This window comes from Iocasia fonsfrigidae (assembly GCF_017751145.1).
In the GTDB taxonomy this organism is placed as follows: domain Bacteria; phylum Bacillota; class Halanaerobiia; order Halanaerobiales; family DTU029; genus Iocasia; species Iocasia fonsfrigidae.
The window spans coordinates 1,792,962-1,806,336 of the sequence record NZ_CP046640.1 but is presented as its reverse complement, the minus strand read 5'-3'; the positions used below and the strand labels follow the sequence as shown (position 1 = coordinate 1,806,336).

Sequence of the window (13,375 nt, the reverse complement as noted above, 5' to 3'; positions counted from 1 at the left end):
TTTATTGATTATCAGGTATAATATAACCTACCGTTCTTTTATTTTTAACAAAATATTTCTCTGCTACCTGAACGATATCCTTACTGCTTAGTTGATTAAGTAGTTTTATTTCTTTATTATATTGCTCAGGATTATTAAATTTAATAACATCACTTATAAGCAGATTAGTAAGATCAGTCATATCTCGACTGGCAAAGACATTTGTTTTTAAAACCTTTCTTTTAACTATCTCTATTTCCTCTTCACTAACACCATTATTTATCAGTTTCTCAAGTTCATCCTCAAAGGCCTTCTGAACAGACTCTATTTCATCTGTGCTGGTCGGCACTAATATCACCTGGGCAAAACCAGGGATAGAATATGAGCTTGCCCTGGCACCAGCAGCTAGAATAAGTTGTTTTCTCTGTTCGAGTTCTTTAGTGACCCTTGATGTTGAATTATTAACAAGAATGTCCAGCAAAACATTTATCGCCACCATATCCTGATGATTTCCCTCTGGTATTTTATATAACATTACAATATAAGGTACCCGGGTAGGTCTACTTAATTTAATAACCCGTTCTTCTTGCTGCTCTTCAGTAATTAACTTTGGTTTATCAATCTCTTTTGCCTGATAATTCCCATAGTATTTTTCGGCCATTAATAAAACCTCTTGGGGATCAACATCCCCTGAAACAGCCATAATTGCATTATTTGGTGCATAATACATCTTATAATAATCACGCAGCTGTTCAACTGTAATATTGTCTATATCTTCCATCCAACCTACTATTTGATGGTGTAGGGGAGACTTTTTAAAAGCAATAGCCATAATCTCTTCCATTGAAGACTGAAAGAAATCATTTTCAACCCTCATACGCCTTTCCTGTTTAACAACTTCCTTTTCCCTGAGAAATTCAGCTTTATCTATTTTTAAATTCCTCATTCTATCTGCCTCTATAGCCATTGCCAGTTCCAGTTTACTAGAAGGGAGATCTTCTTCATAATATACTGTATACTCATAATTAGTCCCTGCGTTATTACTACCACCCGCTGTCTTAACCAATTTATGAATTTGATCCTTTTCTAGTGTATTTGTTCCCAGAAACATAATATGTTCCAGCAGATGTGATATACCAGTTATACCCTCTTTCTCATGAAATGCTCCAACCTTATACCAGAGGCTAAAATTAACCAGTGGTACTGTATGATCCTCAAAAACATAAATCTCTAAACCATTGTCAAGTTTACTATAAGTATAATCAAACTCAAGATCAGCTATTTCTCCATTTATCTCAGCCGCTAAGCTTAACCCTCTTATAGTAATCAACAGTAATACAGTGACGATAAATACATTTATCATTCTTCTTTTTCTCACATTAATACCTCCCAATCTATATAAGTTTCATTTAATTTATTCACACTAATGCTTTGTGTAAGCCAATTATATTAATGAAGCGACTCTATATTTTTCACGTAGGCAGGACGCCAGAGTGAAAAATATGTGACAGTGAGTGGAGGCAGGACGCCGCAATGAACGACAAGCGGAATTAATATAATTGGCTGGAACACAAAAGTACAATATTTAAGTGCTACTTATATATTACAAATATTATATTAGCAGCCAATAATTAAATACTATTGGCTACAACTTCTTAAAATAACAATCACTTAATTTACTCCAGATTTCTGGCTTTTTTAATAATACTATCACCATAACGATCTTTTATCCCATCAATAGTTCTGGAGAGCTTTTCTTCTTTAATTCTATCAGAAAAAAGTGAGAGTTGTTTCTTATCCCCGGTAGAAAAATTGCTGACTCCAACCCCAAGTAATCTAATAGGTTTATTTAACAATCCTTCTTTATTAAGCAGTCTCTTAGCTGTAGAATATATTGTATCATCGGCAGATGTAGGTACAGCCATGGTCAGTCGTCTGGTATATGTCCTGAAATCACCATAACGTACCTTTATAGAAACTGTACTTCCCTGAAGACTATACATCCTGAGTCGCCTGGCTATTTTAGAAGACATAACCGCTAAACGGGCATACAGCCTGTGCTTATCACTTAGATCATCCTGAAATGTTTCCTCATAACTAATAGATTTCAACTCATTATTAACCTCGACACTCCGTCTGTCTATTCCCCGGGACAGATAATATAACCTTTCTCCTGCTTTACCAAAGAGTGATGAGAGCAAATTTATCGACAACTGTCGTAATTGACCAACAGTTTTAATCCCCCGCTCAAGCAGAATATCAGCTGTTTTTTCACCTATACCCCATATTTTCCCAACTGGTAAATTGAGTAAAAAATCATCTATTTCATCCTCCTTAATAATATAAAATCCATCTGGTTTATCAACTTCTGAGGCAAGTTTAGCAAGAAATTTATTGGGAGCAAGACCAACGGAAGCCGTCAAACCTATTTTTTCTTTTATCTCTTGTCTAATAGCCTTACCGATCTGAACTGAACTACCAAAAAGGCGATGACAACCTGTCAAATCAAGAAAAGCCTCATCTATAGAAAGTTTCTCAATTAATGGTGTGTACTTAGCAAAGATCGCAAAAACCCTTTCTGATAATTCAGCATACCTCTGTCGCCTACCTGGTAGAAAAATACCATCAGGACACAATTTCCTAGCTTCAACTATAGACATTGCAGAATGAACACCATATCTGCGGGCTTCATAAGAAGCTGTAGATACAACACCACGTTTACTTAATTTTGTTCCCCCAACAATAACCGGTTTTCCTTTAAGTTCAGGGTTATCAAGTTGTTCTGCAGCAGCAAAAAAAGCATCCATATCAATATGCATTATTTCTAATACCATAAAAAAACCCCTTCAAATAACTTATTGTTACGTAACCATTTTCTGCAATATCTATTTAAAAATATATAAAGAAATGGCAACCCTATATGCTAAGAGTGCCATTCAAGTGATAAATTAATTAATTTATCTATTAAGTCACTATATTTTATTCCACTAGCCTCCCACAATTTAGGATACATACTGTATCTGGTAAAACCAGGAATGGTATTAATTTCATTTACCAGAATTTCATTATTATCTTTAATAAAAAAGTCAACTCTAGCCAGCCCCCGCCCATCTATTGCTTTAAATGCCCTCATTGCTATCTTTTTAAGAGAATCAATAATATCATCATCTAAATGAGCAGGTATCATTAATTCTGTTGATTCATCCTGATATTTAGCTTGATAGTCATAAAATTCATGCCCAGGTTTAATTTCACCTGGTAGAGAAGCAATTACCTCCTCATTTCCCAGGACTGAACACTCCAGTTCTCGCCCTTTAATATACTCTTCAATAACTATTTTATGATCATGTTTTGCTGCCTTATTTAGGGCCTCTTCTAATTCTAATGAATTATGCACCATACTAATACCAATACTTGAACCCATATTAGCGGGTTTAACAAAACAAGGCCAGGAAATTTTACTATTTATCTCATCCTTGATCTTACCTGAATCAATGGCAAAAGAATAAACCACCATATATTTCCCCTGAGGAATATTATTTGCAGCATAAATATCTTTCATAATTGCTTTATCCATCCCTACAGCAGACCCTGTTACACCAGCCCCTACATATGGAATATCAAGCATTTCAAGCAGTCCCTGTATCTTACCATCTTCACCATAAGGTCCATGTAATACTGGAAATACAGTATCCAGGTCTGTCTCCAGGAAAGTAGCTAAACTATTTTTTATTGAATTATCTGTATCATTAAAAACCCTGCTTATTTTATCATCATCTAATATCCTCTGTGAACGCTCAGAATTAAGCCATACCCCATCTTTAGTAATAGCAAATGGAATAATCGCATATTTTTCTTTATCAAGCATTGAAAAAACGGATCGAGCAGACATAATGGATACCTCATGTTCCTGTGAACGCCCACCAAATAAAAGCCCTACCCGAAGTTTACTCATTCAATAACCCCTTTCTGATCAAAGCCTTATTATATAAATACTAATTAAAATTAGAAATTATACAGAAAAATAATCTAATTGCATTGCTTCACGCACTTCTGCCATCGTATCCTGAGCAATATCCCTGGCTTTTTTAGTTCCAGCCAATAAAATTTCATCAAGCAACTGCTCATTTTCCTCATATTTTTGACGCTTCTGACGGGTTGGTTTTAATAGTTTATTTATTTTAGCAGCAAGATTTTTTTTACAGGCCACACAACCTATCGTTCCAGCACAACACATTTCCTCAATATCAGCTGCCTCTTCAGTGTTAAAGGCCTTATGATATTCATAAACCGTACAGACCTCCGGATGTCCTGGATCATCTTTGCGAATTCGTGCTGGATCAGTCTTGGCCTGCATAATCTTCTGACCTACCTCCTCAGCATTATCTGCCAGATAAATTGCATTTCCCAAGCTCTTACTCATCTTATTTTCCCCGTCAAGTCCAACTAAACGAGGAAAATCACTAATTAAAGCCTCTGGTTCTGGAAAAACAGGGGCGTATAACTGATTAAACTTCCTGGCAATCCTTCTTGTCTGTTCCACATGTGGAAGTTGATCAGAACCTACTGGAACCAGATCGGCTTTACAAAAGGTGATATCAGCTGCTTGACTAACTGGATAACCTAAAAAACCATAAGTCATATCATTATAACCGTATTGCTCAGCCTCTGATTTAATAGTTGGATTATGTCGTAATTGATTAACAGTTACAATCATTGAATAAAAAACAGTAAGTTCAGCTATCTCCGGTACTAATGACTGAACAAAAATTGTTGTTTTATCAGGATCAATCCCCACTGCTAAATAATCTTTAGCAACCTGCCGTACATTTTTTGATAGTTTTTCAGGCTTTTCAAAGTTGGTTGTTAAAGCCTGTACATCTGCAATAATTAGAAAGGTATCATAATCATATTGTAATTTTACTCTATTTTGTAAACTGCCTACATAATGACCAAGATGTAGTTTGCCTGTAGGTCTGTCACCAGTTAAAATCCTTTTTGTCTTTTCCACCATATCTACCAAACCTTCCTTCACAAATTACAAATTTTAGTTAATCATATCAAATATTTTTTTCCACGTCAAGCTTGCGGTTACTTGACTTATATCGCATTTATTGATAAAATAAATAATAATAATTATTATTAATTGGAGGAGTTTCTATGAAGTCACCTAAACACAGAATGACTAAACAACGCCGTCTTATACTCAAGACATTAAGAAGTACAAATACACACCCTACTGCTGACTGGATATATGAAAGGGTTAAAAAAGATATTCCCAATATAAGTTTAGGAACAGTTTACCGTAATCTTAAGCTATTAGCTGATATGGGTGAAATTATGGTACTTGATTTTGGCAGTTCTTATAGCCGCTTTGATGGCAACCCGGAAAACCACTATCATTTTACCTGCGGAAAATGCGGAGGTGTCTTTGACCTGGATATGCCACTGAATAATGAACTAAACCAAAAAATAACTGAGGAAACGCCATACAAGGTATATAGTCACCGTACTGAATTTTATGGATTATGCCCAAACTGTCAGCGAAAAACCTAAATTTAATCACTTTAAGAACCCGTTTCCAAACGGGTTCTCTCTTTTATCATCATTTATTATTTAACTCTATCTGTTCTTTAGCTAGTGAATCTACTCTCTCGTTATATTTATTTCCGGAATGTCCTTTTACTTTGACAAATTCCAATTCATAATATTTGGACAAGTTATCTAATTCCATCCAGAGATCTTTATTCTTAACAGGCCGATTACTGGCTGTTTTCCAACCCCTCTTTTTCCACCCCTCCAACCATTCTTCAAGTCCCTGTAATACATAATTTGAATCTGATAATAATCTAACAGAAGTATTTTTATTAATTTCTTTTAGTCCCTCAATTACTGCCATTAATTCCATTCTATTATTTGTTGTTTCCGGTTGATATCCTTTAATTATTATCTCTTCATTATCTTTAATGATTAAAGCCGCATATCCACCTGGTCCAGGATTACCTGAACAAGCACCGTCAGTGTATAATTCAATCTTTTTATCCATAATTAACTCCTCTTTTATCCATCCTTTATTAGCATCTTCATGGTTATCAAGCTTTACAATATATGGTTTAATATCAATGATAGGTGTCCCGTTTAAAGCATCTATTCCAGATATGTAAACTATATTTTCTTTTATTCGTATTAATCTAACAATACTAAGACCAATATTATTCGGTCGTGAAGGTTCTCTACTGGCAAATACACCTATATCCTGCCCTTCTTTTTTTATCCTAAACTTATGATCAATATCATTTAATTTCTCTTTTGCTGCCTTATGCAAATAAAAAATAACATAAATATACTTGAACCTACTTAACTCTTTTAACCCACTCTGATATTCTTTATTAATCTCCAGATAATGACCTTCTTCATCACTATAGGGTTGTCCTGGTATATTATTCAAATTATTATAATTATTCCTTATGTACCCTACAGATGTAAAGTTAATTTCCATTTTCATCACCTTCTCTATATTTATCATTTATTTCTATCCCTTGTCTTTCTTTAATATTTTTTAAATAAAAACGTTGTGTTGGGTAAGCAAGTTCAATTCTTTCAACTTGTGAAAAAACCTTTAATATGTTCTCCCAGATTACACCCTCTGAATTCCTTCGCTGCTGGGGTTCACATAGATACCTTATAGTAAGTAAAACACCACTCTCCCTTACCCTGGTATAAACAATAGGTTCTAAGTTCCCATAGTATATCAAAAACTTCTTTGCTGCCTGGTCAATTTTAGTTCTATTAACCTCAACATCATCTGATTCCTCTCTAGCTATTGATAATAAAATTTCTTTTGCCCTTTCCCAATCACTTTCAAAGGTGATTAAAACTGGTATCTCATTCCAGATAAGTGAAAATCCAGCAGTATAATTGGAAATATCACAACTTAATATTTTGTTATTGGGAATATGTACCACTCTTCCAGTACTCTGATCTGCATCCACCCAGTTACCAATTTCTATTAAAGAAAACTGAAAAAGACGTATATCAATAACATCACCAGCCATTCCATCTATCTCTATTCTATCTCCAATAGAAAAAGGCCTTCTCCAAAATATAAATACCCAGCCTATAAAACTTGCAATCAAATCACGCAAGGCAATTGCTAGACCGGCAGTAGATAAACCAAGGTATGTTAAAAAAGATTTAAAACCCTTCAACCATATAGGAAGAATTAAAGCAAGGGTAATAATAAATGATAAATATGTTGTCATTTTACGCCATTTATAGCGAATAGTAATATCTTTTACGTTATTATTAATAAACTTGTTTACAAGCCATTTAAGAAGAGATATTATTAAAATTAGTAAAACAGAATATAACAGCTGATATCTACTATTATATAATAACTCTGATAATTCCTGTAACCAGGTTTCCTCTAACATTATTATAACCCCTCACCTAATTAAGTTCATCTATAATTCTACCATATATCTATTATTCAGTAAAATAAAAAACACCCGTTTTTACAAAACAGATGTTTAAATCTCTATTATTTAATATATTGCAAATAAAAAAATGGCTCCCTGAGCAGGACTCGAACCTGCGACTCGATGGTTAACAGCCATCTGCTCTACCAACTGAGCTATCGGGGAACACATATTAGTAAACGATATATAAATATAAATAAAATCGGCAGCGACCTACTCTCCCACAAAGTCACCCTTGCAGTACCATAGGCGCTGGAGGACTTAACTGCTGTGTTCGAAATGGAAACAGGTGTTTCCCCTCCGCAATTGCCACCGAAAATTTAGCTGCTTTTTTATGATATATTGAATATTATAGCCTACTTATTTCTCTTGTCAAGATAACAATTTCTATTGTTTGATATTAATTATTACGAACATTATAATTTTTAGCTTTTATGATTGAAGAAAAGGATTAAAAGAATTTTTGTCTGAACGAAGTGAGTTTAAATTCTTTCCTTTTCGTAATGAATAAAAGCGTTAAAAAAATTATTTATGAGAAATAATTAATATCAAATAATACTTTAGAATCATAACTTAACTATTCTTTCAAAAATGCATACAGGAAAATAATTTTTAAAGTTAAGATTAAGCCCTCGCCCTATTAGTATTGGTCAGCTTAATGTGTTACCACACTTCCACCTCCAACCTATCAACCTGGTCATCTACCAGGGGGCTTACCTCTTGCGAGTGGGATACCTAATCTTGAGGCTGGTTTCACGCTTAGATGCTTTCAGCGTTTATCCATTCCACACTTAGCTACTCAGCTATGCTCCTGGCGGAACAACTGATACACCATCGGTGTGTCCATCCCGGTCCTCTCGTACTAGGGATAGCTCCTCTCAAGTATCCTTCGCCTGCGACGGATAGGGACCGAACTGTCTCACGACGTTCTGAACCCAGCTCGCGTACCGCTTTAATGGGCGAACAGCCCAACCCTTGGAACCTGCTTCAGCTCCAGGATGCGACGAGCCGACATCGAGGTGCCAAACCTCCCCGTCGATGTGAACTCTTGGGGGAGATAAGCCTGTTATCCCCGGGGTAACTTTTATCCGTTGAGCGACGGCTCTTCCATTCAATACCGCCGGATCACTAAGCCCTACTTTCGTACCTGTTTGACTTGTTGGTCTCACAGTTAAGCTCCCTTTTGCCTTTACACTCTTCGTGCGATTTCCATCCGCACTGAGGGAACCTTTGGGCGCCTCCGTTACTTTTTTGGAGGCGACCGCCCCAGTCAAACTGCCCACCTGACAATGTCCCATGACCAGTTTATGGCCTCTGGTTAGAATTCCGCTAAAGAAAGGGTGGTATCCCACTTGCGGCTCCTTTGATACTAGTGTACCAAGCTCTTAGCCTCCCACCTATCCTGTACATCCTTTAGCAAAACCCAATATCAGGCTACAGTAAAGCTCCACGGGGTCTTTCCGTCCTGTCGCAGGTAACCAGCATCTTTACTGGTACTACAATTTCGCCGAGTCCCTTGTTGAGACAGTGCCCAAGTCGTTACGCCATTCGTGCAGGTCGGAACTTACCCGACAAGGAATTTCGCTACCTTAGGACCGTTATAGTTACGGCCGCCGTTTACTGGGGCTTAGGTTCTATGCTTTGGTTTTCACCTAACACTTCCCCTTGACCTTCCAGCACCGGGCAGGCGTCAGCCCCTATACTTCGTCTTACGACTTAGCAGAGACCTGTGTTTTTGCTAAACAGTCGCTTGGGCCTCTTTGCTGTGCCCACTTTCGTGGTACCCCTTCTCCCTAAGTTACGGGGTCATTTTGCCGAGTTCCTTAACAAGGGTTCTCTCGCGCGCCTTAGAATTCTCATCCCGTCTACCTGTGTCGGTTTGCGGTACGGGCACTATTAATCTCACTAGTGGCTTTTCTTGACAGCTTGTTTGACAACTTCCCCTCTCTCGGGTCCAGATCACCTTCGATAGTTAAATAAAGGGATTTGCCTCTTTATTCCTACCTTGGGCTTCTGCACACACCTCCAGTCGTGTGCTTTGTCTTTCTTGCCGTGTCCCCACTTCATTCAAACGATTAATAGCGGCATTGGAATCTCTACCAATTATCCATCACCTACGCCTTTCGGCCTCGGCTTAGGTCCCGGCTTACCCTGAGCGGACGAGCCTTCCTCAGGAAACCTTAGACTTTCGGCGGAGGGGATTCTCACCCCTCTTTTCGCTACTCATACCGGCATTCTCTCTTGTATAGCGTCCACTGCTCCTTACGGTACAGCTTCTTCCACTATACAATGCTCCTCTACCATGTGTAAACTGTTCACGCAATCTACTGCTTTGCTAAATAGACTTTAGCCTGGAGTCATTTGGTCAAAAGTCTCGTTTTGAATTTCTTTTTGTTACTTTTGACTAAATGTAACTCTATATCTCTATCTTTAGTTAACAATAGACTTCGTGAACAATTTACACATCCACAGTTTCGGTGACAGACTTTAGCCCCGTTACATTTTCGGCGCAAGGACGCTCGACCAGTGAGCTATTACGCACTCTTTAAATGTATGGCTGCTTCTAAGCCAACATCCTGGTTGTCTTTGCGACCTCACTTCCTTTCCCACTTAGTCTGTACTTTGGGACCTTAACTGGTGGTCTGGGCTGTTTCCCTTTCGACTACGAAGCTTATCCCACGTAGTCTGACTCCCAAGGCTTATAAACTTAAGTGTTCGGAGTTTGAATGGATTCGGTAACCTTGTTGGGCCCCTAGTCCAATCAGTGCTCTACCGCCTAGTTTTATTCCTTGAGGCTAGCCCTAAAGCTATTTCGAGGAGAACCAGCTATCTCCAGGTTCGATTGGCCTTTCACCCCTACCCACAACTCATCCAATGATTTTTCAACATCACCTGGTTCGGGCCTCCACGGGTTCTCACTCCCGCTTCACCCTGGTCATGGGTAGATCACCTGGCTTCGGGTCTATTCCTTGTAACTTGCGCCCTATTCAGACTCGCTTTCGCTGCGGCTTCACCTTTCTGGCTTAACCTTACGCTACTAAGAATAACTCGCCGGTCCGTTCTACAAAAAGTACGCGGTCAGACTTTCTAATAGTCCTCCCACTGCTTGTAAGCTTACGGTTTCATATTCTATTTCACTCCCCTCACGGGGTTCTTTTCACCTTTCCCTCACGGTACTTGTTCACTATCGGTTACCTGGTAGTATTTAGCCTTGGAAAATGGTCTTCCCTTCTTCCCACAGGGTTCCTCGTGTCCCGTGGTACTCTGGATAATCTAAGGTGTCTCTCCTTTTCACCTACGAGGCTTTTACTCTCTCTGGCTGACCTTCCCAGGTCATTCGGCTAAAGATTCAACTGCCTTTGTGATTCTACAGTCTCACTCTTGATTATCCTAAACCCACATTTAACAACGGCTGTAGCCTTACATTAAATGTGTTTGGGCTCTTCCCCTTTCGCTCGCCGCTACTTAGGGAATCTCTTTTGATTTCTTTTCCTCGGGGTACTTAGATGTTTCACTTCCCCCGGTTCCCTTCATATAGCTACTTCTTTCACTATATGATGACGGCCCTCTCGACCGTCGGGTTTCCCCATTAGGATATCCGCGTATCTACGCTTCTTAGCAGCTACTCGCGGCTTTTCGCAGCTTGGCACGTCCGTCTTCGGCTCCAGGTACCTAGGTATCCACCGTAAGCCCTTATTAGCTTAATCTTTCTTCTTAGAAAATTGTAGTACCTTCAACATTCCTTTCGGAATCTTTCTGGTACCTTCGTCTTTTCCTGTATGCAGTTTTCAAAGAACAGTTTTTTAGAATGTTTTTAGTTTAAGGTTTTTGCTTTAATCTAACCTCCAACCTCTTACTTCTAACTTCATAAGATGGTGGAGGTAAGCGGATTCGAACCGCTGACCTCCTGCTTGCAAGGCAGGCGCTCTCCCAACTGAGCTATACCCCCATTTTGGAAGTTGGATATTTCTCTAACCTCAAACTTCTAGTATGGTGCGACGGCCTCGATGGCCTAGCACCAAAATCTTCCTTGCGTCTTTAAAATGAAGATTTTGGTGGGCCTAGGTAGATTCGAACTACCGACCTCACGCTTATCAGGCGTGCGCTCTAACCAACTGAGCTATAGGCCCTTCTTTCAGGAAGAAAATCTTCCCTCAAAGTTGAACAACAAGCTTGACGCATTCTCCTTAGAAAGGAGGTGATCCAGCCGCACGTTCCCGTACGGCTACCTTGTTACGACTTCACCCCCCTTACCAGACACACCTTTGGCATTCGCAAATGACTTCTGGTGCATCTAACTCGGGTGGTGTGACGGGCGGTGTGTACAAGGCCCGGGAACGTATTCACCGCAGTATGCTGACCTGCGATTACTAGCGATTCCAACTTCATACAGGCGAGTTTCAGCCTGCAATCCGAACTGGGATCAGCTTTCTGAGATTTGCTCCACTTCACAGCTTCGCTCCCCTCTGTACTGACCATTGTAGCACGTGTGTAGCCCGAGGCATAAAGGGCATGAGGACTTGACGTCATCCCCACCTTCCTCCGGCTTTCACCGGCTGTCTCCTTAGAGTCCCCAACTTCACTTGCTGGTAACTAAGGATAAGGGTTGCGCTCGTTGCGGGACTTAACCCAACATCTCACGACACGAGCTGACGACAGCCATGCACCACCTGTCTCCGTGTAGTCAAAGACTAGACTCTACTTTCATAGATGGTCACGGGATGTCAAGCCTCGGTAAGGTTCTTCGCGTTGCATCGAATTAAACCACATGCTCCACCGCTTGTGCGGGCCCCCGTCAATTCCTTTGAGTTTCAGTCTTGCGACCGTAATCCCCAGGCGGGACACTTATCGCGTTAACTCCGGCACTGATGGATTCGAACCACCAACACCTAGTGTCCATCGTTTACGGCTGGGACTACCGGGGTATCTAATCCCGTTTGCTCCCCCAGCTTTCGTACCTCAGCGTCAGTTGCAGACCAGAGAGCCGCCTTCGCCACTGGTGTTCTTCCTAATATCTACGCATTCCACCGCTACACTAGGAATTCCGCTCTCCTCTTCTGCACTCAAGATAGGCAGTTTCAAATGCACCTTACCGGTTAAGCCGGTATATTTCACAGTTGACTTGCCTATCCGCCTGCGTACCCTTTACGCCCAGTAATTCCGGACAACGCTTGCTCTCTACGTATTACCGCGGCTGCTGGCACGTAGTTAGCCAGAGCTTCCTCCTTAAGTACCGTCAGGTCAATGCCATTTCCTGCATTGACGGTTCTTCCTTAAGGACAGAGCTTTACGACCCGAAGGCCTTCATCACTCACGCGGCGTTGCTCCGTCAGGCTTGCGCCCATTGCGGAAGATTCCCCACTGCTGCCTCCCGTAGGAGTCTGGGCCGTGTCTCAGTCCCAGTGTGGCTGATCGTCCTCTCAGACCAGCTACGGATCGTTGCCCTGGTGAGCTATTACCTCACCAGCTAGCTAATCCGACGCGGAGCCACCTCTCAGCGATGCCTAGGCACCTTTACTTAAGTGTAAATGCTTACTCTTAAGGCTATCTGGGATTAGTCCGGCTTTCGCCAGGTTATCCCTGACTGAGAGACAGGTTCTCCACGCGTTACTCACCCGTCCGCCACTACCCGGATCTTATCTTCATCCCGAAGGATTCTGTTAAGGCGGGTCGTTCGACTTGCATGTGTTAAGCACGCCGCCAGCGTTCGTCCTGAGCCAGGATCAAACTCTCCATTAAAAATTTTAATAGATTATTTGTGACTCTTTGAATACTTTTGAACTCTTTTGGATACTTGCCTTTTATTTAAAAAAGGCTCGCACTTGCGTCATTGCTTGTTGTTCAATTTTCAAGGAACATTAATTTGTTTATCTCACTGACTTTTTATTATCTGTCAGCGAATTATATCTTATCACTTT

The 13,375-nt window shown here is 40.0% G+C and carries 7 protein-coding genes, 3 tRNA genes, 3 rRNA genes and 1 pseudogene; 1 reads left to right on the top strand and 13 read right to left on the bottom strand.

Annotated elements, in window-relative coordinates:
* Position 1: 1 nt before the first annotated feature.
* The 4 genes from GM661_RS08580 to trpS all read right to left on the bottom strand — a co-directional run bounded on the left by GM661_RS08580 (position 2) and on the right by trpS (position 4,993).
* Entirely contained in the window at positions 2-1,357 is a 1,356-nt protein-coding gene (locus GM661_RS08580) for a M16 family metallopeptidase (protein WP_230869623.1), read from the bottom strand.
* 298 nt (positions 1,358-1,655) lie between these two features.
* Complete coding sequence (gene dinB, locus GM661_RS08575; protein ID WP_230869622.1) at positions 1,656-2,813, bottom strand: DNA polymerase IV; 1,158 nt, start codon at positions 2,811-2,813, stop codon at positions 1,656-1,658.
* 89 nt (positions 2,814-2,902) lie between these two features.
* The gene (locus GM661_RS08570; RefSeq protein ID WP_230869621.1) at positions 2,903-3,934 is read right to left on the bottom strand and encodes a D-alanine--D-alanine ligase family protein; all 1,032 of its coding nucleotides are present in this window, start codon (positions 3,932-3,934) and stop codon (positions 2,903-2,905) included.
* A gap of 57 nt (positions 3,935-3,991) precedes the next feature.
* Positions 3,992-4,993, bottom strand: a complete 1,002-nt coding sequence (trpS, locus tag GM661_RS08565; RefSeq protein WP_125992100.1) for a tryptophan--tRNA ligase — start codon at positions 4,991-4,993, stop codon at positions 3,992-3,994.
* Positions 4,994-5,139: 146 nt separating this feature from the next.
* Here trpS and GM661_RS08560 point away from each other — a divergent pair, with 146 nt between their 5' ends.
* Positions 5,140-5,535 (top strand): Fur family transcriptional regulator, encoded by a 396-nt coding sequence (locus tag GM661_RS08560; RefSeq protein ID WP_230869620.1) that lies wholly within the window; start codon positions 5,140-5,142, stop codon positions 5,533-5,535.
* A gap of 49 nt (positions 5,536-5,584) precedes the next feature.
* On the opposite strand, the gene rnhA is transcribed toward GM661_RS08560, so the two are convergent.
* The 9 genes and pseudogenes from rnhA to GM661_RS08520 form a co-directional block, all read right to left on the bottom strand.
* Positions 5,585-6,025, bottom strand: coding sequence for a ribonuclease HI (gene rnhA / locus GM661_RS19190; protein ID WP_407929656.1), 441 nt, complete (start codon positions 6,023-6,025; stop codon positions 5,585-5,587).
* 57 nt (positions 6,026-6,082) lie between these two features.
* Positions 6,083-6,478, bottom strand: a pseudogene (tsaA, locus tag GM661_RS19185) (tRNA (N6-threonylcarbamoyladenosine(37)-N6)-methyltransferase TrmO); the annotation flags it as partial.
* Positions 6,468-7,412 (bottom strand): mechanosensitive ion channel family protein, encoded by a 945-nt coding sequence (locus GM661_RS08550; RefSeq protein WP_230869618.1) that lies wholly within the window; start codon positions 7,410-7,412, stop codon positions 6,468-6,470. The gene GM661_RS08550 and the pseudogene tsaA, both read right to left, overlap by 11 nt.
* Before the next feature lie 134 nt (positions 7,413-7,546).
* A tRNA-Asn gene (locus tag GM661_RS08545) sits at positions 7,547-7,622 on the bottom strand.
* A 35-nt stretch (positions 7,623-7,657) separates the two neighbouring features.
* Positions 7,658-7,774: ribosomal RNA gene (gene rrf, locus GM661_RS08540) — 5S ribosomal RNA — on the bottom strand.
* A 303-nt stretch (positions 7,775-8,077) separates the two neighbouring features.
* A 23S ribosomal RNA gene (locus tag GM661_RS08535) occupies positions 8,078-11,164 on the bottom strand.
* 166 nt (positions 11,165-11,330) lie between these two features.
* Positions 11,331-11,406, bottom strand: a tRNA-Ala gene (locus GM661_RS08530).
* A 104-nt stretch (positions 11,407-11,510) separates the two neighbouring features.
* Positions 11,511-11,587 (bottom strand) — tRNA-Ile (locus GM661_RS08525).
* A gap of 61 nt (positions 11,588-11,648) precedes the next feature.
* A 16S ribosomal RNA gene (locus tag GM661_RS08520) occupies positions 11,649-13,196 on the bottom strand.
* Together the 16S, 23S and 5S rRNA genes with 3 tRNA genes alongside form the textbook arrangement of a ribosomal RNA operon.
* Between the last annotated feature and the right edge of the window lie 179 nt (positions 13,197-13,375).

Bases quoted from the DNA above. Each gene is read 5' to 3' on its own strand.
- dinB (WP_230869622.1), bottom strand. From the start codon at position 2,813: ATGGTATTAGAAATAATGCATATTGATATGGATGCTTTTTTTGCTGCT.
- GM661_RS08570 (WP_230869621.1), bottom strand. From the start codon at position 3,934: ATGAGTAAACTTCGGGTAGGGCTTTTATTTGGTGGGCGTTCACAGGAA.
- trpS (WP_125992100.1), bottom strand. From the start codon at position 4,993: ATGGTGGAAAAGACAAAAAGGATTTTAACTGGTGACAGACCTACAGGC.
- GM661_RS08560 (WP_230869620.1), top strand. From the start codon at position 5,140: ATGAAGTCACCTAAACACAGAATGACTAAACAACGCCGTCTTATACTC.
- rnhA (WP_407929656.1), bottom strand. From the start codon at position 6,025: ATGGATAAAAAGATTGAATTATACACTGACGGTGCTTGTTCAGGTAAT.
- GM661_RS08550 (WP_230869618.1), bottom strand. From the start codon at position 7,412: ATGTTAGAGGAAACCTGGTTACAGGAATTATCAGAGTTATTATATAAT.